Here is a 20,831-nt window from a genome sequence, read left to right on the forward strand (position 1 = left end):
GACGCTAACACTTCGAGCAAACTACGACAATGTTTCAGCCAGATCTCGTCGGTCTGTAAAGCACCGACCGCTCAGCAGTCGCCGAGAACCAGGTCGGCGGCCCGCCAGGCCATGGCCATGATCGGCGCGTTGAGGTTGCCGGACACCATCGTCGGCATGACCGAGCAGTCGACGACCCGCAGGCCCTCGACACCGCGCACGCGCAGCTGGGAGTCGACGACGTCGTCCTCGGCAGGGCCCATGGCGCAGGTGCCGACCGCGTGGTAGCCGCAGCGCCCGTGGTCCAGGCCGGAGTCGATGATCTCCTGGTCCTCCCGGGCTGCCGGGCCCGGCAGCGTCTCGGCCGTGATCCGGCCTGCGATCGGCTCGGTCCCGAAGAGTTCCCGCATGCGGCGGAACAGGGCGGTTCCGACAGTGCGGTCGTGGTCGGAACCGTAGTAGTTCGGCGTGATCGTGAGGGGGGCTTCGGGATCGGCGGACGTGATGTGCAGGCTGCCCTCGGCGGTGGGGCGCAGAATGTAGCCGAGGCCCATCACCCCGGGTTCGCGCTCGACGCCGGTCTCCTTGCCGCGGACGTCCGGCAGCAGCGACACCGGTGCGATGAGCAACTGCGCGTCGGGGCGGGCGAGTTCGGGGCGGGTCTTGAAGAAGGCGATGACGTCGAAGGCGGGCGCGGCCAGCGGTCCGCGGCGGGTCGCCAGGTATTTCGCCCCCGACAGGGCCTGCCGCAGCGGCGTGCTCAGGGCCTTGTTGTAGCCGAGGTCGTCCTTCAGGCGGTACTGGACGACGAAGCAGCGGTGTTCGCGCATCCTGCCGCCCACGTGGGGGCTGTCGACCAGGACGTCGACGCCCGCCGACTTCAGCGTTTCGGCCGGGCCGATGCCCGACAGTTGAAGGATCTTGGGCGTGGCGATGCTGCCGGCAGAGAGGATCACCTCGCGCCGAGCCCTTGCGTCGTCCTCCCGGCCTCCGCTGCGGGTGCGTACGCCCACAGCCCTGCCCCGGGCCGTCAGGACTCTCGTCACCAGGGTGTCCACCGACACGGTGAGGTTCGGCCGGTCCGCGACCGGGTGCAGGAAGGCGCGGGCGGCGCTGAACCGCTGCCCCTTCTTGATGGTGGCCATGGCGTAGCCGACGCGCTCGTCGTCGCTCGCGTTGAGGTCGTCGGTCCGACGCCAGCCGAGTCCGGTTCCGGCGGCGATCGCCTCCTCGCACAGCGGCTCGCGCTCCGGCGCGGTCGACACATGCAAGGGCCCGCCCGCGCCCCGGACTTCGCAGGCGCCGAGCGCGTTGTCCTCGATCCGGCGGAAGACCGGGAGCATCGTGTCCCAGCCCCAGCCGGGGTTGCCGAGCCGCTCCAGCTCGTCGTAGTCGGCGCGGTCGCCGCGGTTGTAGACCATGCCGTTGACCGAGCTGGAGCCGCCGAGCGTCCGGCCCCGCACCCAGTGCTCGACCCGCCCGGCCGGGCCCACCGGCTCGACCGGGTAGTGCCAGGCGAACCGCGGGTCCCCCAGCAGCTTGCCGAACCCCTTGGGCATCCTGATCAGCGGTGTTGTGTCCCTGCCGCCCGCCTCGATCAACAACACGGTCGTCCCCGGGTCTTCGGAGAGACGGTTGGCGAGCACGCATCCCGCCGAACCGGCACCCACCACGATGTAGTCGAACGTCGTCATCACGTCTCCTGGCGCTCCGAGCCTGCGTCCGGTTGTCCGGCTGTCCGGCTGTCCGGTGTCGGTGCTTACTCCCCCAGGGGCCGGAACTCCTCCTCCTGCCACCAGGGGTAGACGGCCGGCATGTCCTTGCTGACCAGGCCGGGGAAGGCCGGTGGCCGTTTGGCGAGGAAGGACTCGACTCCCTCGACGGGGTCCGGGCCGCCGCCGATCTGGCTCATGATCCGTGAGTCGAGCCGGTGCGCCGCCATGGGGTGGGGCTCGCCGAGCATCCGCCACATCATCTGGCGGGACAGGGCCACCGAGATCGCGGAGGTGTTCTCGGCGATCTCCCGGGCGAGCGCGTACGCCGCCGGCAGCAGTTCCTCCGGGGGGTGGACGGAGCGGACCAGCCCGGCGGCCAGTGCCTCCTCGGGGCCGAAGACGCGGCCCGTCGCCACCCACTCCATGGCCCGCTGCACACCGACCGCCCGCGGCAGGAACCAACTCGCCGCCGACTCCGGCACGATGCCGCGGCGCGCGAAGACGAAGCCGAACTTCGCCGAGGTCGACGCGAGGCGGATGTCCATGGGCAGGGTCATGCTGGCGCCGACACCGGCCGCCGGGCCGTTGATCGCCGCGATCACCGGTTTGGTGCTGGAGAAGATCCGCAGCGCGACCCGGCCGCCGGTGTCCCGGTGCCAGGCGCCCGCCTTGCGGTGGTCGAAGGAGGAGCCGCCCGAGCTGACGTCGGCGCCCGCGCAGAAGCCGCGTCCGGCGCCGGTCACGACGGTCACCCGTATCCCGTCGTCCGCGTCGGCCGCGTCCAGGACGTCGAGCAGGTCCTGCATCATCTGCGGGTTGAAGGCGTTGAGCCGCTCGGGCCGGTTCAGTGTGACCGTGAGGATCCGATCGGCCACCTCGGCCCGCACGGTCTCGTACTCCTGCTCCGCCATGCGCGTCCTCCGTCACTCCGCGGGCCGGTTCCCAGAAAGCTTAATTAGTTATAGCATTCAACTCTCATAACTGATCCTGGACGATGGCGGTGGAGATGACGGATCTGGTGGTGACGGCCGTCGGGCCGGTCCGGCTGGTCGAGTTGAACCGGCCGGAGCAGCTGAACGCGATGAGCGAGGAGCTGCACACCGCACTCGCGTCGGTGTGGGAGGAGATCGCCGCCGACCCGGAGGCACGGGTGATCGTGCTCACCGGGCGCGGCCGGGCGTTCAGCGCCGGCGGCAACTTCGACATCATGACCCGGGTCCAGCGCGAGAGCGCCTTCCGGCAGCAGAACGTCGACGAGGCCCGGCGGATCGTCACCGGCCTGGTCCGCTGCCCCCTCCCCGTGATCGCGGCGGTCAACGGCCCGGCCGTCGGCCTCGGTTGCAGCCTGGCCCTGCTGAGCGACCTCGTGCTGATCGCCGACGACACCTACGTCGCCGACCCGCACGTCCAGGTCGGACTCGTCGCCGGTGACGGCGGTGCGTACGTCCTGCCGCTGCTCGTGGGGCTGACCCGGGCGAAGGAACTGCTGTTCCTGGGCGACCGGGTGAGCGCCGAGGACGCCGTCCGGCTGGGCATCGCCAACCGGGCCGTGCCCGGGGACAAGCTCCTGGACGAGGCCATGGATTTGGCCGGACGCCTGGCCGCCCTGCCCGCGCAGGCGCTGCGCGAGACGAAGCGCGCGGTCAACCGGCACCTGGAGCAGGCCCTCGACACCGTGATGGAACCGGCCCTGCTCGCCGAGCGGGACACCATGCACGCCCCGGACCACATCGCCGCGGTCGAGCGGATCATCGCGTCGCGCGGCCGACGCTGAACCCGAGCGCTGAGCAGGCGAGTCGAGCCTGAGAGGAGTACCCGGATGGACTTCGCGTTCAGCGAGGAGCAGGAGGAACTCGGGCGCACGGTACGGGCGTTCCTCGCGGACACCTCGCCCGAGACCGAGGTGCGGCGCCTGATGGAGACCCCGGAGGGCTTCGACCGGGCGCTGTGGCGCCGGATGGGATCGGAGCTGGGGCTCCAGGGGCTGGCCGTACCCGAGGAGTACGGCGGGGCCGGGTGCGGGCCGGTCGAAGTGGGCGTGGTCATGGAGGAGATGGGCCGTGCGCTGCTGTGCGCGCCCTTCCTGTCCTCGGCCGTGCTCGCGACGACCACGCTGCTGCGGTGCGCCGACGAGGAGGCCCGTAAGCGCCTGCTGCCGGGGCTGGCCTCCGGCGAGCTCGTGGCGACGCTCGCCCTGACCGAGGACTCCGCCCGCTGGGACGAGACGGGAGTGCGGCTCACCGCCCGCGAATCGGCGGGGAGTTGGGTGCTCAACGGACACAAGACGTTCGTCCTCGACGGCGCGGCCGCCGATGTCGTGCTCACCGTCGGCCGTACCGAGGACGGCGTCGGCGTCTTCCTCGTGGACGGCGACGCGCCCGGCCTGAGCCGCACTCCGCTGCCCACCATGGATCCCACGCGTCGGCAGGCACGCCTCGACTACGCGGGCGTACCGGCGACCCGGCTGCGGACCCACGGCGACGGCTGGGAGCTGGTCGCGGAAGTGCTGGACCGGGCCGCGGTGGCGCTGGCCGCCGAACAGGTCGGCGTGGCCTCCCGCACGCTCGACATGGCGGTGGAGTACGCCAAGGTGCGGCACCAGTTCGGGCGGGCGATCGGCTCCTTCCAGGCCGTCAAGCACCTGCTGGCCGACGTGCTCCTGGAGGTGGAGTCGGCGCGTGCCGCCGCGCACTACGCGCTGCTCGCCGCCGAGAACGAGACCCCGGACCTGCCCGCCGTGGCGAGCCTGGCCAAGGCTTTCTGCTCCGACGCCTGTCTGCGGGCGACGGCAGAGAACATCCAGGTCCACGGCGGTATCGGCTTCACCTGGGAGCACCCGGCCCATCTGTATCTCAAGCGGGCCAAGACCTCACAACTGCTGTTCGGCGACCCGGCGTACCACCGGGAACTGCTCGCACGGCGCATCGGACTGGACGCGGTCGAAGGAGCGGCATGAAGGTCGACGGCAAACTCAACGTGTGGAGCACCGGCGAGGTGGTCGAGGAGGCCCGGCACCACGAGAAGGCCGGCTACGACGGCCTGTGGGCGTCGGAGTCCAAGCACGACCCGTTCCTGCCGCTGCTGCTCGCGGCCGAACACACCGACCGCCTGGAGGTCGGCACCGCCATCGCGGTGGCCTTCGCCCGCTCCCCCATGCAACTCGCGTACACAGCGCATGACTTGCAGACCTACTCCGGTGGGCGTTTCTCCCTCGGTCTCGGTAGCCAGATCAAACCGCACATCGAGCGGCGGTTCTCGATGCCGTGGAGCCGGCCCGCGGCCCGTATGCGGGAGTACGTGAGCGCGCTGCACGCCATCTGGGCCGCCTGGAACGAGGGCGTGAAGCTCGACTTCCGCGGCGACTTCTACACGCACACCCTCATGGCGCCCTTCTTCTCCCCGCCACCCGCGACCGGCGGCGCGCCCAAGGTGTTCGTGGCCGCCGTCGGGGAGGCGATGACGCGGGTGGCGGGCGAGGTCGCGGACGGGCTCCTCGCGCACGGGTTCACCACCGAGCGCTATCTGCGAGAGGTCACGCTGCCGACCGTGGAGGCCGGCCTCGCGGCCACGGGCCGTACGCGCGGCGACTTCTCGGTGTCCCATCTGCTGCTGACGGCGACCGGCCGCACCGAGGAGGAGATGGCCCGCGCGGTGGACGGCACCCGTCGCCAGATCGCCTTCTACGGCAGTACGCCCGCCTACCGCGGGGTCCTCGAACTGCACGGCTGGGGCGAACTCGGCGACGAGCTCAACGCGCTCTCGAAGTCGGCCCGCGAGGACAAGTGGGAGGCGATGGGCCGGCTCGTCGACGACGAGGTGCTGGGCACCTTCGCGGTGGTGGCGGAACCGGACCGGGTGGCGGACGAGATCCGGCGCCGGTACGGGGCACTCGTCGACCGGGTGTCCTTCTACACCGCGTACGAGATCGACGCCGAGGTGTGGGAGCCGATCGTGCGGGAGCTGCGCGAGAGCTGAACGGTCAGCCGAGCAGGTCCAGGACCGTCGTCATGGACCTGCTCTGCAGCAGATAGTCCTCGGCCTCCTGGAGGTGGACCCGCCACAGTTCCTCGGCGTCCTCGCTCCGGCGTGCGGCGACCAGGTCCACGAGAGCGCCGTGGGCCCGGAAGCCCCGGCGGTTGGCCCGGATGTTCTCGGGGCTGCCGGCGTCGAGGTCGACGTGGGACCAGTTCGCCTGGTCGATGATGTGGCGGACCATGCCGTTGAGCACGGCGAGCGTCTCGTTGCCCGCCAACTCGACGACGAGGGCGTGGAATTCCATGTGGGCGCGGATGAACGCCGACGGGTCGTCCATGAGTTCCTCGGCCTCGGCGACGGCGGCCCGCAGCCGCTGGAGGTCCTCGTCGGTGCGCCGCTCGGCCAGCAGTCCGGCGCACGGCGCCTCGATGACCGTACGGGCGTCGTACACGTCCTTGAGGGTCGTCCCCCGGTACTCCAGCACCACGCCCGCGTAGCGGGCGGCCACCGTGCCCTCCGGGACCTGGACCCGTGCGCCGCCGCGGGCGCCCCGGCGCACGTTGATCAGCGACTCGGACTCGAGGACCCGGAACGCCTCACGCAGCGTCGGCCGGGAGACGGCGAACTCCTCCATGAGGGCCGTCTCGGACGGCAGCGCGTCCCCCTCGACGAGTTCGCCGCGCACGATCATCCGGCGCAGCCGTGCCGCCACCAGCTCGGCCATCTTGGGGACCCGCACCTGGCCGCCGTTGATCCCGCCGCCGACCCGTCTTCCGGTCTCACTCATCGCGGGACCACCTCCGTCCGACCGGCAGGCGCGCAGCGCGGCCCGAACCGGATGACCCACTGTACAACTAGATAACTATTTGAACTAGGTTATCGAGTTGGTTCGGATGAGGTGGTCGGCCAGGGACAGCAGCAGGTCGCGGCCGACCGACCGTTCGCGCATGTCTCCCATCATCAGCGGGACGTCGGGGTCGAGATCGAGCGCCTCGCGCACCTCGCCCTCGTCCCGGTCCCGGCGCCCGTGGAAGCAGTTGACGCCCACCACGAAGGGAATGCGCCGGCTCTCGAAGAAGTCGATGGACGCGAAGCTGCTCTCCAGTCTGCGGGTGTCGGCGAGGACGACCGCGCCCAGGGCGCCGTGCACGAGGTCGTTCCACATGAACCAGAAGCGCTCCTGTCCTGGCGTGCCGAAGAGGTAGACCACAAGGCGGGGGCTGACCATGATGCGGCCGAAGTCCATGGCGACGGTGGTGGTGGACTTGCGCTCGACGCCATCGACGTCGTCGACGCCGACACTGGCGACGGTGAGGTACTCCTCGGTGCGCAGGGGCGCCACCTCGCTCACCGCGCCGACGAGGGTCGTCTTGCCGACGCCGAAGCCGCCGGCCACGAGGATCTTGACGGCCGCGGGAGCCGCGCCGACGGTGCGTGGGGTGAGGTCAGAGTCTACGGAGGCCATCCCTCACCGCCCGAAGTAGGTTCATGTCCACGGTGCTTCCTGCCGCGACTGCGAGCGGCGGACGGGTGGTCGCCCTGCCCAGGGCGACCAGGTCGTCGATCAGAATTTTGGCCACCGAGATCGGCAGGTCCAGTCCGGCGGCGATCTCGGCCACCGCCGCCGGTGTGCGGCACTGCCGCAGGATGGCGCGGTGCTCGGGTTGCAGACCGCGCGAGGACCCACCAGGGGCCTCCGGCTCGACGGTCGTGACGAGGGTGATCAGGGTGAGGTCGTCACGGACCGGTGCGGTGCGGCCCCGGGTGATCGTGTAGGGGCGCACGGACTGGGCGTCCGCGTCGTCCGCCTCCATGCCGTCCGTCCAGTGGCTCACTCACGTACACCGCCCTCGACGGTGGGGATGACGACGCGTGCCTCCGCGCCGAGGCGCCGGCCGACCTGCTGCATGAGCGTGTGCATGGCCACGGCCATCAGTTCGGCGTCCACCTCCTGGGAGGCCACGACCGCCAGGTGGGTGCCACGGCCGGCGGCCGAGATGAACAGCCACAGGTCGGCCAGCTCGACGATCACCTGGTGGACCGGCCCCCCGTCGAAGAGCGTCCCCACCCCGCGGGCCAGACTCTGCTGGCCGGTGGCCACGGCGGCGAGGCGCTCGGCGTCGCCCCGGGCGATGGTGCTGGACTGGCTCACCACCAGGCCGTCGTCGGACAGCACGATGGCGTGCCGGGTGCCGGGGACCTGTTCGACGAGGCCGTCCAGCAGCCAGTCGAGATCCTGATGGGTGGCGGTCGTTCGCAGCGTCATGGTCAGTCTTCCGTCGGGGAACTTCTGCGGGTCGGCAGGGCGTCGGCGGGGCCGTGGTCTGCCGTGGTGGTGGTACGCCGGGCCATCCGGGACTGGCGTTGGAAGGCACCGACGGTGGCGCCGGAGCGGGCCGGTGCGGGCCGGGGGCGGGCCTCCCGCTCGTCCGGGGCGGGTTGTGCGGCCGCGTCGGGGTCGCGCAGTTCGTCGGCCAGGCTGGCCTGGCGCACGCGTTTGGGCAGCGGTCGCACATCCGGGGCGGCGGTCCGGGTCGGCGCGCCGGGGGCGGCCTGTGCCGGGTGGACCGGCGGCATGTCGAACGGCTGGGACGGGAGACGCCGGCGCGGGGCGCGGGCCGGGTCCTCCCCCGTGCCCGGCTGGTGCGGTACGGGACGGGGGCGCGACGCGCCGTTCTGCAGCCTCTCCCGCAAGGCGGCCGCACCGGGCGGTGCACCACTCGTGGCCGGCTGTCGGACGCGCGGGTCCGGACCGTGAGCCGCGACCGGTGCCGCCTCTACGGCCGACGCGACCGGGTCGGGCGTGGGCGGCCAGGAAGTGACGATCTCCTCGACGGGCCCGGAGTCCTCGATGACGACGAGTTCGTCCGGGATGAGGACGACCACCCGTGTGCCGCCGAACGCCGAGGGCCGCAACTCCACCTGGATGCCCAGGCCCTGCGCGAGTCGGGCGACGACGTACAGCCCGAGCCTGACGTCGTCGGCCCGCGACATCACGTCCATGCGGGGCGGGTCGGCCATCAGGTGGTTGACCGCCTCGTACTGCCCGGCGTCCATGCCCACTCCGCGGTCCTCGATCTCCACGGCGAGACCGCGCCCCACCTGGGCTGCGTACACCTCCACGGGGGTCGGCGGCCGGGAGAAGCCCACCGCGTTCTCCATCAGCTCGGCCAGAACGTGGATGACGAGGCCGACGGCTCGCTCGGACAGCCAGACGCGGCCCTGCACCTCGATCTGGATCCGCCGGTAGTCCTGCACCTCGCTCTGTGCGGAGCGCAGCACGTCCAGCACCAACACCGGTTTGCGCCAGCGCCGTTGGGGCTGGCCGCCACCGAGGATGACCAGGTTCTCCTCATAGCGGCGCAGCCTCGCGGTGAGGTGGTCGAGGTCGAAGAGGTCCTCCAGGATCTCGGGGTCCTCGTGCTTGCGCTCCAGTTCGCTGAGCTTCTTCATCTGCAGGCCAATGAGCAACTGGGTGCGCCGGGCGATGCGTTGCAGAAGCTTCTCGAAGCCGTGGAGCTGGCCCACCTGGGCCACCGTGGTGTCCAGGGCGGTGTGGCGAGCGAGGTTGAGGGCCCGGCCCAGCTGCCCGAGTTCGTCGCCGCCGTGCTGGATCGCCGGGAGTTCGGCGTCGGGGTCGACGACCTCGCCCCGGCGCAGACGGGCCACCACGTCCGGCAGCCGGGTCTGCAGGTCGGTGGCGGCGGTGCGCAGTGCGGAGATCCTGCGGCGCAGCATGCGGGTGAACAGGGCGGTGATCAGGGCGACCACGAGTACGGCGACGGCGTTGGTGGCGCTGGTGACGATCAGCCGGGTCTCCATCGCCCGCAACTGCTTGTCGGTGGCGGCCGTCAGTGTCTTCGCGTAGGCGGCGTTGCGCACCTGGAGTTGCGCGGTGACCTGCTGGACGCTGTCGCGCCAGTTCCGCCCGAGCTCCTTGGAGAACCGGTCCGTGTCGCCGCCGGTGGCGGAGCCCGCCAGCACGGCCTGTTCAACGGCGGTCTTCTTCTTCCACACGCTGCCCGCCATGAGCGCGCGGAACTGGCGCGCCTCGTCGTCCGACAGCAGCGGCACGACCTTGTCGTCGTAGATGAACTGCTGGGCGCCGATCCAGCCGGCGAGCTGTGCCCGCTCGTCACCGGTGAGCTTGCCGCTCGCCGAGGCGCGGGTGAACAGCGCGTCCTCACGCGAGATCATCTCGGCGCCCCAGTTCTCGTCGATGACCGGGCGCACCAGGTGGTCGATGCCGGGCAGGCCGACGGTGCTGAGCGTGTTGAACACCTTCAGGTGCCGGGAGATCAGACCCGTGTAGTTGTCGAACGTCCGTTGTGGCGAGGTGGTCCGCCCGTCGACGCCCGCGCGGTAGTCCGGCAGGTTCCGCAGGGCCCTGTCCAGGTCGACGACGTCGCCGCGGATGTCGGCCGGCGCGTTCCACCCGCTGTCGGGCAGCGCCTCCACAGCCTTGACGGCCGCGTCGGTTCGGGTCCGCTGGGCGGTCAGCTGCTTCTGGTACCCGGCGGGGTCGGCCAGGGCCGCCGCGCTGAGCCGGCGTTCCTCCTGCAGGCTGAAGAAGGCGCCCAGTACCGGCCGGGCGGCCTGTGTGGAGACGTCGTTGCGGTCCTGCTGGCGCCGCCAGTCGGAGTAGAGCTGTTCGGAGTCGACCGCCCACAGCGCCACCAGGGTCACGATGGGCACCAGGGCCAGGACGAGCAGGACCGTGCGCAGCGCGGGCTGCCTTCCGGCTCGGGGTTCCCGTCGGCCCTGTCTGTTCGACGCTCGCGCATGCACTGCCACTTCAGGACCTCAGCGATGCTCACAGAGGCGGGCCGCCCCAGCGGGGCCCGCGCGATGCGGGAGATGCTATCGCTGGAAACCGCTAACTCAATACACTTAGAGTAATCGGTGTTTAAATTATGGTGAGGTTGTGGAGCGGCCCCGGGGGTCGTTCACCTCTCCGGTACGAAGTACGGCAGCGCGATCTCGTCGGTGAGGGCGCGGAAGTCCACGCGCACGCGCATTCCGATGACCACGTTGTCGGGGTCTCCGGCGTCCACGTGGGAGAGGAGGGTGCCCCCGTCGTCGAGGTCGATCACGGCCAGCGCGAAGGGGGTCTCGAAGCCGGGGCCGGGCGCGCGGTGCACGACGGTCACCGAGTAGACGCTCCCCCGGCCCGCGCTGGGCGCGTACCCCCAGTCCCGCGTCATACAGCCGGGGCAGGCCGGTTCGGGAACGAAGAAGCGCAGCCCGCAGGAGGGGCACTGCGGGACCACCAGCTCGCCGCGCCGGGCGGCCTCCCAGAACGGCCGGGACAGCTCGGTGGGGACGGGGACGGGCCTGCTCATCGCATCCTCCCGAGGACGCTCATCTCGTAGTGCTGGGCTCCCGAGCCGGCGTTCCCGACCACCGCCAGTTCCGCGCGCTCGACCTGGTGCACCGCCGTGCCGCGCAACTGCCGTACGGCTTCCACGACTTTGAGAGTCATCTGCTGCGTCCCGTTCCAGGCGTACGAAAGACAGCCGCCGTCCGGGTTGACGGGATGCTTGCCGCCGACGGCGATGGCCCCGCTCGCGGCGAGCGGCCCGCCCTCGCCCTCCCCGCACAGCCCGAGAACCTCCAACTGCCTGATGATCTCGAAGGAGTTGGGGTCGTACAGGGAGAAGACGTCCACGTCGTGCGGGCTGACCTGGGCCATCGCATAGGCACGGGTGGCGGCGTCGCGGCCGAGCCCGCCGACCTCCCGGTGCAGCGCCGGGTTGGCGTACGCGGCCTGGTGGTACTCCATGCCGCCGCCGAGGACGGCCACGGGCGGGTGCGGCAGGTCGCGGGCGCGTTCGGCGGTGGTCACGACGAGCGCGGCGCCGCCCTCGCCGACGATGCAGCAGTCCAGCAGATGGAAGGGGGTCGCGACCATGCGGGAGGCGAGCACGTCGGCGGCGGTGTACGGGCCGCGGCCGTACATCATCGCCTCCGGGTTGGTGGTGCCGTTGTTGCGGATGGTGGCGGCGACCTCCGCGAGCTGGCGGGGGGTCGTCCCGTACTCGTGCATGTGCCGTGCCGCCACCAGCGCGAACTGGGCGACGACGTAACTGCCCCAGACGTCGGCGAACTCCAGCGGCGTCCCGGCGCCGACCGGGCCCGCCCCGCGCGCGACCAGCTTGCAGCCGCCGACCACGACGGTGTCCGCGAACCCTGCCCGGACGGCGGCCGCCGCTTTCAGCAAGCCTCGCGAGCCCGCGTTGTCGAGCATCGAGTCGCTGGTCCAGCGCAGGTCCCGGCCGAGGATCCGCGCCCAGGAGCTGCCCTCGCCGGGCACGCCGCCCGGACCGGGCCAGTCGACCTGGGCGCCGTCCACGTCGTCGGGTGTCAGCCCGGCGTCCGCGATGGCGCCGCTCACCGCTTCCAGCGCGAGGTCCATGGCGTCCCGGTCCGGGAGCGACAGCGCCTGTTCGGTGGCGTGCACGCCGACGACGACCGGCAGCCGGCGGTCCGCGGGGTTCATCGTCCGGCGCCGAGCGTGTCGCCGCCGGGGTAACCGCCCCCGCCGAAGCGCTCGTCGAGCGCCTCGTAGTCCTTCGCGTAGTCCTTGGTGCGCGGCAGCGCCTCGACGAACTCCACCGTCTTCGGCTTCTTGTACGAGGCGATCCGCGCCCGGCAGTGCTCGATGACGTCGGCCGCGGTGACCGGCTCGGCGTCGGGGCGCAGTACGACGACCGCCTTGACGTCCTGCGCCCAGCGCTCGTTGGGCACGCCGATCACGGCTGCCTCCTTCACAGCGGGGTGCGCTTCGATGCAGTTCTCGACCTCGGCGGGGAAGATGTTCTCGGCGGCCGACTTGAGCATGCGGGTCGTGGTCCCGAGGAAGCTGATCGTGCCGTCGCTCTCCCGTCGGCCGAGGTCGGTGGTGTGCCACCAGCCGAAGCGGAAGCGTTCCTCGTTGATCTCCGGCCGGTTCCAGTAGCCGAGGTGCACGAGGTCGCCGCGGACGCAGATCTCGCCGGCCACGCCGACCGCGCACTCCTCGCCGGTGCCGTCCAGGACGCGTACGGCGGTGAAGGGGCCGGGGCGTCCCGCGTTGCCGGTGCCGGTGCCGCCGTAGGCGCCGGTCACGGCGAAGCCGGTCACCTCGGTCTGCCCGTATCCGCGGCCCTCGCCGCCGCCGTTGCGGGTGAAGCGGCTGGTGTCGGTGGGTACGGTGCCCTGCCACAGGGGGGCGGCGACGCTCGCCTTCAGGTGGGAGAGATCATGTCCGGCCTCGCGGTTCAGGGCGACGAGCTGGGCGATGGTCGGCGGCATCAGATAGGCGTGGGTGCACTGTTCCGCCGCGAGGAGCGGGAGCAGTTCCTCGGCGACGACGCGGCGGACGATGACGTTCTTGCCGCCGTGGACGAAGGCCGGGACGCCCCAGAACTGGTAGTTGCCGATGTGGAACATCGGTCCGGCGCCGAGGAAGGCGGTCTCGGTGCCGATGTCACCCATCCAGGCGGCGCTCGCGCCCATGGCGAGGAGGTTGCGGTGCGAGAGCATCGAGCCGGACTGCCGTCCGGAGATCGCCGCGGTGTAGATGACGAGCAGTGCGGAGTCGGGATCCACCTCGAGGTCCGCGGGCGGGCCCTCGGGGGAGCCGGTGGCGAGGAAGGACTCGTAGGAGTCGGGTTCCGCGGTGCTCTGCGTGTCGTGCCGCAGCCACAACGCCCGGTGGTCGGTGCCCAGTTCGGCCCGCGCCTTGCGTACGGTGTCGCCGATCTCCTCGTCCTGCCAGACCACGACCCGGGGGTCGAAGTCCTCGACGGCGAACGCCATTTCGGGGGCGGCCCAGCGCCAGTAGCCGGGGCAGACCATGGCGCCGATCTTCGCGGCGGCGCCGAGCAGCTCCCAGATGCGGAAGGAGTTCTGGCCCAGCCACAGGATGCGGTCGCCGGTGCCGACGCCCGCCTCGGTGAGGGCGTGGGCGAGCCGGTTGGTGCGTTCGTCGAGCTGCGGCCAGGTCAGCCGGGTGTCGCCGTCGACGAGGGCGACTCCGTCGGGGTAGGACCTGCGGTGCTCGCGGATGAGGTCGCCGAACGTCAGGCGGCGGGCGGAATGCATGCGATGGGCTCCAGTGGCTTCGTGAGGTGGGGTGCCGTCAGACGCGGCCGATGCCCACGCCCTTGACGTTGATGAACTCGTCCAGGCCGGCCTTGCCGCCCTCCCGGCCGAACCCGCTCATGCCGACGCCGCCGAACGGTGTGGCGGGCGAAGTGATCGGATTCGGACCGGGGTTGACGTAGACCGTCCCGGCCTTCAGGCGCGGCACCAGGCGGTTGACACGCGCGATGTCACGGGACTGGATGTAGGCGGACAGGCCGTACTCGCTGTCGTTGGCCAGGGCGACGGCCTGGTCCTCGGTGTCGAACGGGGTGATGGCCAGGACCGGGCCGAAGACCTCCTGCTGCGCGAGGGCGCTGCGGTTGTCGACGTCCGCGAAGACGGTCGGCGAGACGAAGTAACCGTCGGACGCGATGCGTTCGCCGCCGTACACGAGCCGGCCGGCACCGTCCTCGATCGCCTTGTCGACCATGCCCTGGACGCGGTCGCGGGCGGTTTCGTTGATCAGGGGTCCGATGTACGTCGTAGGGTCGAGCGGGTCGCCGACCGGCAGGTGGGCGATCACCCCGGTGACTCGCGCGATGACCTCTTCGTAGATGGAGCGCTCGACGAGCAGCCGGGTGGGCAGTGCGCAGCCCTGGCCGGTGTTGCTCATGGCGAAGGCCGCGCAGTACGGCACGACCGTGTCGAGGTCGGTGTCGGCGAAGAGGAGGTTGGCGGACTTGCCGCCCAGCTCGAACAGGACGGGCTTGAGGCTCTGGGCGGCACTGGCCATGATGCGGCGCGCGGTGGCCGGACCGCCCGTGAAGGAGATCTTGTCGACGCCGGGGTGTGTCACCAGGGCCTCGCCCGCGTCGCCGAGTCCGGTGACGACGTTGATCACGCCGTCGGGGATGCCCGCCTCGCGGGCCAGGTCGGCGAAGAGCAGGGCGGAGAACGGCGTGGACTCGGCCGGTTTGATGACCACGGTGTTGCCGGCGGCGAGCGAGGGCGGGACCTTCATCGCCAGGGACAGGGCGGGCGAGTTCCAGGTGATGATGTGCCCGATGACGCCGTACGGCTCGGCAAGGGTGTACTCGACGTTCTCGTGCGGGCTGTAGGCCGCGCCGACCATGCCCTCGATCTTGTCCGCCCAGCCGGCGTAGTACTCGGTCCACTCGGCGACGTGGGGTCCGACGTTCTCGGCCCAGCCTCCGATGCAGACGCCGTTCTCCAGGGGGCAGATCGCCGCGAAGTCGGGGATGTGGTCGCGCAGCAGTCCGGCGAAGCGGGTGAGCAGGCGGCGGCGCTCGGCGGGCCGCATGGTGCCCCACACCTCGAAGGCCTGGCGGGCGGCGGCCACGGCCTGGTCCACCTCGGTGGGCCCCGCGAGTGGGATGTGGGCCTGGACGAGGCCGGTGGCGGGGTTGACGTGCTCGTAGAGCCCGCCGCTCGGTTCGTGGAGGTCCTTGCCCCCGATGACGAGCCGGGGGCGCGGCAAGTCCCGCTCGGCCCGATCCTGGTGCAGCTTCACGTCGACCGTGACCACGGTGCCTCCTGGAGCCCGGTGCCCTCACATCCGTACAGCTTAAATAGATAACCTATTTAGCCGAACCAATCAATGGCGAACACCCGCAGTCCTTCACAGACCCAGGGACCGTCCGACGATCTCCTGCATGATCTCGGAGGTGCCGCCGAACACCCGCTGCACCCGGCTGTCCCGCCAGATGCGGGCGATCTCGTACTCGTTGACGTAGCCGTAGCCGCCGAAGAGCTGCATGCAGCGGTCGATGACCGCCCAACCCGTCTCCGTGGTCCAGTACTTGGCGGCGGCGGCCTCCTCGGGCGTCAGCTCGCCCTCGACCAGGGCCATGATGCAGCCGTCCAGATAGACCCGGGCGACGCCCAGCTTGGCCTTGATGTCGGCGAGGGCGAACCGGTTGGCCTGGAATTCGCCGATGACCCGGCCGAAGGCGGTGCGGTCCTTGGCGTACTCCAGCGCGCACCCGAAGGCCCGCTCGGCCGAGGCGAGCGCGGCGACCGCGATGGCGAGACGCTCGGTGGGGAGGTTGCCCATCATGTGGTAGAAACCGCGCCCCTCCTGCCCGAGAAGGTTGTCGGCGGGGACGCGGACCTCGCGGAAGAAGAGTTCGGCGGTGTCCTGGGCCTTCATGCCGACCTTGTCGAGCTTGCGGCCGCGCTCGAAGCCCTCGGTGCCGCGTTCGACGACGATCAGGCTGATGCCCTTGTGCCCGGCGTCCGGGTCGGTCTTGCAGGCGACGATGACCAGGTCGGCCAGGATGCCGTTGGTGATGAAGGTCTTGGAGCCGTCGATCACCCACTCGTCGCCGTCCCTGCGGGCGGTGGTGCGGATGCCCTTGAGGTCGGATCCGGCGGACGGTTCGGACAGCGCGAGCGCGCAGATCGTCTCGCCGCTGATCACGCCGGGCAGCCACCGGGCTTTCTGTTCCGGGGTGGTGAGCTTCATCAGATACGGCGGGATGACGTCGTTCTGCAGGCCGAGTCCGATGCCGACCGCGCCTGTGGCCGCCATCTCCTCGGCCATGATCGCGTTGTAGCGGAAGTCCCGGATGCCCTGGCCGCCGTACTCCTCGGGGAACTCCCAGCCGATGAGCCCGGCCTTGCCCGCGGCCGCCCACGCGGCGCGGCTGACCTGTCCCTCACCTTCCCACTCCTCGCTGTGCGGGACGCATTCCCGCAGGTAGTAGGCGCGGGCGGTCTCACGGAACAGGTCGTGCTCCTCGGTGAAGATCGTACGGCGCATCCTCGGCTCCACTCCTGCATCCCACAGGGACTGCATCTCGCTTATTCAGCTGAAGTAGTTATACGATAGCGCTGTTTCTGGACCTGGGCGAGGGAGGACGCGTGAGCGTACGGGACAAGGTGGCACTGGTCACCGGAGCGGGACGGGGCATCGGCGAGGCGATCGCCGACGCCCTTGCCGCCGCCGGAGCCTCGGTCGCCGTCTGTGACGTGGACGCGGAGGCAGCGGGGAAGGTCGCGGCCGGGCTCGCCGAACGGCACGGGGTGCGGGCGATCGGCGTCGGCGCGGACATCTCCGACGGGGCCGCCGTACGCGCCGCCGTCGAGCGGGTGGGCGCCGAGCTCGGTCCGGTGGACGTGCTGGTCAACAACGCGGCCGTCGACGTCATCGGCCGGTTCGTCGACAGCGACGAGGAGACCTGGGACCGGATCATCGCCGTCAACCTGCGCGGGACGATCACGGTGACGCGGGCGGTGCTCGACCCGATGATCGAGCGCGGCGGCGGCAGGATCGTCCACATCGCCTCCGACGCGGGGCGGGTCGGCTCGTCCGGCGAGGTCGTGTACTCCGCGACGAAGGGCGGCGTCATCGCCTTCGGCAAGGCCCTCGCCCGCGAGGTCGCCCGGTACGGCATCACCGTGAACAGCGTCTGCCCCGGGCCGACCGACACCGCGCTGCTCGGGCAGGTCGCCGAGTACAGCCAGAAGATGTACGACGCGACCGTGCGGGCCATCCCGCTGCGCCGCGTCGCCCAGCCCGCCGAGATCGCCGGTGTGGTGGCCTTCCTCGCGTCCGACGACGCCGCCTACGTGACCGGGCAGACGCTCTCGGTCAGCGGCGGCCTGACGATGGTGTGAGGTGAGTTCCGTGTTGCGTGTCGAACTCCGCGACCAGATCGCCGTGTTGACCCTGGACCGGCCGGAACGGCTCAACGCCGTCGGCACCGGGATGGTGGAACGGCTCACGCAGGCCCTGAACGACCTCCGCGACAACGACGACGTACGCGCCGTGGTGCTGGCCGGCGCGGGCCGGGCCTTCTCGGCGGGCGCCGACATCGGGGAGATCGAGTCGTGCACGGCACCCGGGCAGTTCCGGGCGTTCGTGGGGCGCCTGACGGAGGCGTACGCACTGCTGGAGGACTTCCCGAAGCCCTCGGTCGCCGCACTCCACGGGTTCGCCTTCGGTGGCGGTCTGGAGCTGGCGCTCGCCTGCGACCTGCGGGTCGCGGAACGCGGCACCCGGCTCGGCCTGCCCGAGATGAAGCTGGGCGTCCTGCCGGGCGCGGGCGGTACCCAGCGGCTCCCACGCCTGCTGCCACCGGCGATCGCCAAGCAGATGATCCTCACCGGCGACCCGATCGACGCGGAACGCGCCTGGCAGCTCGGCCTCGTCAACGAACTGGCCGAAACCGGAGGAGCGCTCGCCACCGCCGAGAAACTGGCCGCAGGGCTGGCCGCGGGGGCACCGCTCGCGCTCGCGGCGGGCAAGCGGCTGATCGACCACGGGCTCGGCATGGACCTCACGACGGCGATCGCCTACGAGCGGGAGACCGTCACGGTGTTGTTCGCCACTGAGGACCGGGCCGAGGGGCTCAAGGCCTTCCGGGAGCGCCGCCCGGGCGAGTTCCGCGGCGTGTAGCGAACCGTCCCCGACAGATGTGGAGGTGGCCCGTGCGGCCTTTGGAAGGCGTTTGTGTCGTGGAGCTGGGCATGTGGGTGGCGGCTCCCGCCGCGGCCACCATGCTGGCCGACTGGGGTGCGGACGTGATCAAGGTGGAGGCGCCGACCGGCGACCCGAACCGGTACACGCTCAAGCACGTCGGCCAGGACATCGACAGCGAGCCGCCGTTCGAGACGGACAACCGCGGCAAGCGCGGGATCGTCCTCGACCTGCGCTCGCCGGACGGCAAGGACGTATTGGAACGGCTGTTGGCCCGCGCCGACGTCTTCGTCACCAACCTCCGCCCCGGCGCGCTCGAGCGGCTCGGGCTGGCCCCCGACGACCTGCGCGCCCGCCATCCCCGCCTGGTCGTCGGCACGTTGACGGGCTACGGCTGGACGGGCGAGGAACGCGACCGCGCCGGGTACGACGTGTCGGCCTTCTGGGCCCGCCCCGGCATCGCGGGCATGCTCAACCCGGCCGGTGAGCCACCACCCGGTATCCGCCCGGGACTTGGCGACCGCACCGCCGCCTCCAACCTGGTGGCGGGTGTACTGGCCGCCCTGCTGCGTCGTGAACGCACCGGAGAGGGCGGCGTGGTGGACGTGTCACTGCTGCGGTCCGGGACCTACGCCAACGGCAACGACCTCGCCCTGCAGAACTTCTTCGGCAAGCGCGGCCGTACCCGTCACCGCAGCGAGCACGAGTCCCCGCTCTACAACTCCTACCGGGCCGCCGACGACCGCTGGTTCTGGCTGGTCGGCCTGGAAGGCAACCGGCACTGGCCGGGCGTGATCAAGGCGCTGGGCCGCCCGGACCTGGAGACGGACGAACGGTTCGCGACCGGCAAGGCCCGGCGTGGCCACGTACGCGAGCTGATCGCCGTGTTCGACGAGGAGTTCGGACGGCTGCCGCTGGCGGATTGGGCGGCGCGGTTCGACGCCGAGGGTGTGTGGTGGGCGCCCGTGCAGACCCTGGCGGAGGTGTCCGCCGATCCACAGGCGGAGGCCGTGGGCGCGTTCGTCGAGCAGCCCGGTATGGGAGAGGGGCCACCGCTGCGGACGGTGGCCACCCCGGTGAGCTTCTGGGGCGTGGACGACAAGCCGCGCACCGGCGCGCCGACGCTCGGCGAACACACCGACGAAGTACTCCGCGAACTCAACTGACCTGACACATCTGCTTGGAGGTACGGCGTGGGCATCCTCGACGACAAGGTCGCCATCGTGACCGGCGGCGGCAGGGGGCTCGGCCGGGCACACTGCCTGGCCCTGGCCGAGGCCGGCGCGACCGTGGTCGTGAACGACCTCGGTGCGGGCGTGCACGGCGAGCGGACCGGGGACTCCCCCGCCGACGACGTGGTCACGGAGATCACCAAGCTCGGCGGCCGGGCGGTCGCCAACCACGCGTCGGTGACGGACTGGACGGCGACCGAGGCGATGGTCGCCGACACGGTCGCCGAGTTCGGCCGGCTCGACATCATCGTCAACAACGCCGGCATCGTGCGCGACCGCATGCTGTTCTCGATGACCGAGGCCGAGTTCGACTCCGTGATCGCGGTGCATCTGAAGGGCACCTTCGCGCTCACCCGGCACGCGTGCGCGTACTGGCGCGAGGCGTCGAAGCGGGGTGAGCGGGTCACCGGCCGCGTCATCAACACGACGTCCGGGACCGGGCTGTTCGGCAACCAGGGCCAGTCCAACTATGGTGCGGCGAAAGCGGGGATCGCCGGGCTCACCGTCCTGACCGCGCTGGAGATGCGCAAGTACGGCGTCACCGCGAACGCCGTCTCGCCGATCGCCGCGACCCGGATGACCGAAGGACTGACGATCGGGACGCCGCAGGACGTCGCCGACGGTTTCGACCCGCGCGATCCCGCCAACGCTTCCGGTGTGGTGGTCTACCTGGCCTCCGACGCCGCGGCCTGGCTGACCGGCCAAGTGCTGCGCGTGGACGGCAACCGGCTGAACCGGCTCCAGGGCTGGACGGTCGCCGCGGTCCACCCCAGCGAGTCAGGCAAAGCCCTCATCTACGACGAACTCGTCGACGCCGTACCGCAGTTGTACGGGGTCGCTCCGGCGGGCCGGGCCACCGGAGCGGGTCAGTGACGGGGCGCGGTCATGAGAGGCGGGGGCAGGACGTCGCCTCCCTGGTCCTGCGCGCGACGCTCGGCCCGATGCTCTTCGCCCACGGTTGGAACAAGGTCGCAGGACCGGGCGGGATCAAGGGCACCACGGGCTGGTTCGAGGCACTCGGACTGAGGCCGGCCGAGGTACACGCCCGTATGGCCGCCGGGACCGAAATGGCAGCCGGTGCGGGCATCGCCCTGGGTGCTGCGGGCCCCCTCCCGGCAGCGGCGGCCGTCGGCCTCATGGCCGTGGCCGCCCGGACCGACCACCGGGGCAAGGGGTTCTTCGTCTTCAAGGGCGGCTGGGAGTACGTCGGTGTCGTGGGCGGAGCCGCCGTCGCCCTGGCGGCACTCGGCCACGGCCGCTACTCGCTCGACGGACTGCTGCGACGCCAACACGCGGGCGCGCGGCCCGCGTTGCTGGCAGCGGGACTCGGCACGGTGAGCGCGGCGGCACTGCTTGCCGCGTGCTACAGACCGGCGCAGCAGCCGGACAAGCCCCAGACACAGACAGATCAGTGAAGGCAAG

Annotated in this window: 20 protein-coding genes; 8 read left to right on the forward strand and 12 right to left on the reverse strand. The window is 71.2% G+C overall.

Going from position 1 to position 20,831, the window contains the following annotated elements; all coding sequences use genetic code 11:
• Positions 1–71 precede the first annotated feature (71 nt).
• Positions 72–1,673: a GMC family oxidoreductase gene (locus tag ACFYRX_RS06935; protein ID WP_389097266.1), complete on the reverse strand. Its 1,602-nt coding sequence runs from the start codon at positions 1,671–1,673 to the stop codon at positions 72–74.
• Positions 1,674–1,738: 65 nt separating this feature from the next.
• The gene (locus ACFYRX_RS06940) at positions 1,739–2,605 is read right to left on the reverse strand and encodes a crotonase/enoyl-CoA hydratase family protein (protein WP_389097267.1); all 867 of its coding nucleotides are present in this window, start codon (positions 2,603–2,605) and stop codon (positions 1,739–1,741) included.
• A gap of 95 nt (positions 2,606–2,700) precedes the next feature.
• Between ACFYRX_RS06940 and ACFYRX_RS06945 the strand changes: the two genes are divergently transcribed.
• The 3 genes from ACFYRX_RS06945 to ACFYRX_RS06955 are packed head-to-tail and all read left to right on the forward strand — an operon-like array spanning position 2,701 to position 5,669.
• Positions 2,701–3,468, forward strand: a complete 768-nt coding sequence (locus tag ACFYRX_RS06945; protein WP_389097268.1) for an enoyl-CoA hydratase/isomerase family protein — start codon at positions 2,701–2,703, stop codon at positions 3,466–3,468.
• Positions 3,469–3,513: 45 nt separating this feature from the next.
• The gene (locus tag ACFYRX_RS06950; protein WP_389097269.1) at positions 3,514–4,650 is read left to right on the forward strand and encodes an acyl-CoA dehydrogenase family protein; all 1,137 of its coding nucleotides are present in this window, start codon (positions 3,514–3,516) and stop codon (positions 4,648–4,650) included.
• Entirely contained in the window at positions 4,647–5,669 is a 1,023-nt protein-coding gene (locus ACFYRX_RS06955) for an LLM class F420-dependent oxidoreductase (RefSeq protein ID WP_389097270.1), read from the forward strand. Before ACFYRX_RS06950 ends, ACFYRX_RS06955 begins: the two co-directional genes overlap by 4 nt.
• 4 nt (positions 5,670–5,673) lie before the next feature.
• On the opposite strand, the gene ACFYRX_RS06960 is transcribed toward ACFYRX_RS06955, so the two are convergent.
• From ACFYRX_RS06960 to ACFYRX_RS07005, 10 genes are all read right to left on the reverse strand, one after another.
• Positions 5,674–6,456 carry a FadR/GntR family transcriptional regulator gene (locus ACFYRX_RS06960; RefSeq protein ID WP_389097271.1) on the reverse strand — a complete coding sequence of 261 codons (783 nt, stop codon included), beginning with the start codon at positions 6,454–6,456 and terminating at the stop codon, positions 5,674–5,676.
• 84 nt (positions 6,457–6,540) lie between these two features.
• On the reverse strand, positions 6,541–7,134 hold the full coding sequence (locus tag ACFYRX_RS06965; RefSeq protein ID WP_389097272.1) for an ATP/GTP-binding protein: 594 nt from the start codon (positions 7,132–7,134) through the stop codon (positions 6,541–6,543).
• On the reverse strand, positions 7,115–7,483 hold the full coding sequence (locus ACFYRX_RS06970; protein WP_389097579.1) for a DUF742 domain-containing protein: 369 nt from the start codon (positions 7,481–7,483) through the stop codon (positions 7,115–7,117). Before ACFYRX_RS06970 ends, ACFYRX_RS06965 begins: the two co-directional genes overlap by 20 nt.
• A 17-nt stretch (positions 7,484–7,500) precedes the next feature.
• A complete protein-coding gene (locus ACFYRX_RS06975; protein ID WP_389097273.1) occupies positions 7,501–7,935 on the reverse strand; it encodes a roadblock/LC7 domain-containing protein in 435 nt (144 codons plus the stop codon).
• Positions 7,936–7,937: 2 nt separating this feature from the next.
• Positions 7,938–10,463, reverse strand: a complete 2,526-nt coding sequence (locus ACFYRX_RS06980; RefSeq protein WP_389097274.1) for a nitrate- and nitrite sensing domain-containing protein — start codon at positions 10,461–10,463, stop codon at positions 7,938–7,940.
• A gap of 152 nt (positions 10,464–10,615) precedes the next feature.
• Entirely contained in the window at positions 10,616–11,011 is a 396-nt protein-coding gene (locus ACFYRX_RS06985) for a Zn-ribbon domain-containing OB-fold protein (RefSeq protein ID WP_389097275.1), read from the reverse strand.
• Entirely contained in the window at positions 11,008–12,168 is a 1,161-nt protein-coding gene (locus ACFYRX_RS06990; protein ID WP_389097276.1) for a thiolase family protein, read from the reverse strand. Before ACFYRX_RS06990 ends, ACFYRX_RS06985 begins: the two co-directional genes overlap by 4 nt.
• Positions 12,165–13,754, reverse strand: coding sequence for an AMP-binding protein (locus ACFYRX_RS06995; RefSeq protein WP_389097277.1), 1,590 nt, complete (start codon positions 13,752–13,754; stop codon positions 12,165–12,167). The genes ACFYRX_RS06990 and ACFYRX_RS06995 overlap by 4 nt, the downstream gene beginning before the upstream one ends.
• A gap of 37 nt (positions 13,755–13,791) precedes the next feature.
• On the reverse strand, positions 13,792–15,282 hold the full coding sequence (locus tag ACFYRX_RS07000; RefSeq protein WP_389097278.1) for an aldehyde dehydrogenase family protein: 1,491 nt from the start codon (positions 15,280–15,282) through the stop codon (positions 13,792–13,794).
• Positions 15,283–15,375: 93 nt separating this feature from the next.
• Complete coding sequence (locus tag ACFYRX_RS07005) at positions 15,376–16,518, reverse strand: acyl-CoA dehydrogenase family protein (RefSeq protein WP_389097279.1); 1,143 nt, start codon at positions 16,516–16,518, stop codon at positions 15,376–15,378.
• Between the two features lie 101 nt (positions 16,519–16,619).
• Here ACFYRX_RS07005 and ACFYRX_RS07010 point away from each other — a divergent pair, with 101 nt between their 5' ends.
• From ACFYRX_RS07010 to ACFYRX_RS07030, 5 genes are read left to right on the forward strand one after another with little or no spacing between them, the layout of a single operon-like run.
• Positions 16,620–17,375 carry an SDR family NAD(P)-dependent oxidoreductase gene (locus ACFYRX_RS07010; RefSeq protein ID WP_389097280.1) on the forward strand — a complete coding sequence of 252 codons (756 nt, stop codon included), beginning with the start codon at positions 16,620–16,622 and terminating at the stop codon, positions 17,373–17,375.
• Between the two features lie 10 nt (positions 17,376–17,385).
• On the forward strand, positions 17,386–18,156 hold the full coding sequence (locus ACFYRX_RS07015; protein ID WP_389097281.1) for an enoyl-CoA hydratase/isomerase family protein: 771 nt from the start codon (positions 17,386–17,388) through the stop codon (positions 18,154–18,156).
• 17 nt (positions 18,157–18,173) lie between these two features.
• Complete coding sequence (locus ACFYRX_RS07020) at positions 18,174–19,343, forward strand: CaiB/BaiF CoA transferase family protein (RefSeq protein ID WP_389097282.1); 1,170 nt, start codon at positions 18,174–18,176, stop codon at positions 19,341–19,343.
• A 27-nt stretch (positions 19,344–19,370) separates the two neighbouring features.
• Positions 19,371–20,282, forward strand: coding sequence for an SDR family NAD(P)-dependent oxidoreductase (locus ACFYRX_RS07025; protein ID WP_389097283.1), 912 nt, complete (start codon positions 19,371–19,373; stop codon positions 20,280–20,282).
• Positions 20,279–20,824: a DoxX family protein gene (locus ACFYRX_RS07030; protein WP_389097284.1), complete on the forward strand. Its 546-nt coding sequence runs from the start codon at positions 20,279–20,281 to the stop codon at positions 20,822–20,824. Before ACFYRX_RS07025 ends, ACFYRX_RS07030 begins: the two co-directional genes overlap by 4 nt.
• The last annotated feature ends 7 nt before the right edge of the window (positions 20,825–20,831 follow it).

Origin of the sequence: Streptomyces sp. NPDC005374 (genome assembly GCF_042872225.1) — a bacterium.
In the GTDB taxonomy this organism is placed as follows: domain Bacteria; phylum Actinomycetota; class Actinomycetes; order Streptomycetales; family Streptomycetaceae; genus Streptomyces.

Bases quoted from the DNA above. Each gene is read 5' to 3' on its own strand.
- ACFYRX_RS06975 (WP_389097273.1), bottom strand. From the start codon at position 7,935: ATGACGCTGCGAACGACCGCCACCCATCAGGATCTCGACTGGCTGCTG.
- ACFYRX_RS06960 (WP_389097271.1), bottom strand. From the start codon at position 6,456: ATGAGTGAGACCGGAAGACGGGTCGGCGGCGGGATCAACGGCGGCCAG.
- ACFYRX_RS07020 (WP_389097282.1), top strand. From the start codon at position 18,174: ATGTGGAGGTGGCCCGTGCGGCCTTTGGAAGGCGTTTGTGTCGTGGAG.
- ACFYRX_RS06990 (WP_389097276.1), bottom strand. From the start codon at position 12,168: ATGAACCCCGCGGACCGCCGGCTGCCGGTCGTCGTCGGCGTGCACGCC.
- ACFYRX_RS06995 (WP_389097277.1), bottom strand. From the start codon at position 13,754: ATGCATTCCGCCCGCCGCCTGACGTTCGGCGACCTCATCCGCGAGCAC.
- ACFYRX_RS06935 (WP_389097266.1), bottom strand. From the start codon at position 1,673: ATGACGACGTTCGACTACATCGTGGTGGGTGCCGGTTCGGCGGGATGC.
- ACFYRX_RS06965 (WP_389097272.1), bottom strand. From the start codon at position 7,134: ATGGCCTCCGTAGACTCTGACCTCACCCCACGCACCGTCGGCGCGGCT.
- ACFYRX_RS06940 (WP_389097267.1), bottom strand. From the start codon at position 2,605: ATGGCGGAGCAGGAGTACGAGACCGTGCGGGCCGAGGTGGCCGATCGG.
- ACFYRX_RS06955 (WP_389097270.1), top strand. From the start codon at position 4,647: ATGAAGGTCGACGGCAAACTCAACGTGTGGAGCACCGGCGAGGTGGTC.
- ACFYRX_RS06950 (WP_389097269.1), top strand. From the start codon at position 3,514: ATGGACTTCGCGTTCAGCGAGGAGCAGGAGGAACTCGGGCGCACGGTA.
- ACFYRX_RS06985 (WP_389097275.1), bottom strand. From the start codon at position 11,011: ATGAGCAGGCCCGTCCCCGTCCCCACCGAGCTGTCCCGGCCGTTCTGG.
- ACFYRX_RS07005 (WP_389097279.1), bottom strand. From the start codon at position 16,518: ATGCGCCGTACGATCTTCACCGAGGAGCACGACCTGTTCCGTGAGACC.
- ACFYRX_RS06945 (WP_389097268.1), top strand. From the start codon at position 2,701: ATGACGGATCTGGTGGTGACGGCCGTCGGGCCGGTCCGGCTGGTCGAG.
- ACFYRX_RS06970 (WP_389097579.1), bottom strand. From the start codon at position 7,483: ATGGAGGCGGACGACGCGGACGCCCAGTCCGTGCGCCCCTACACGATC.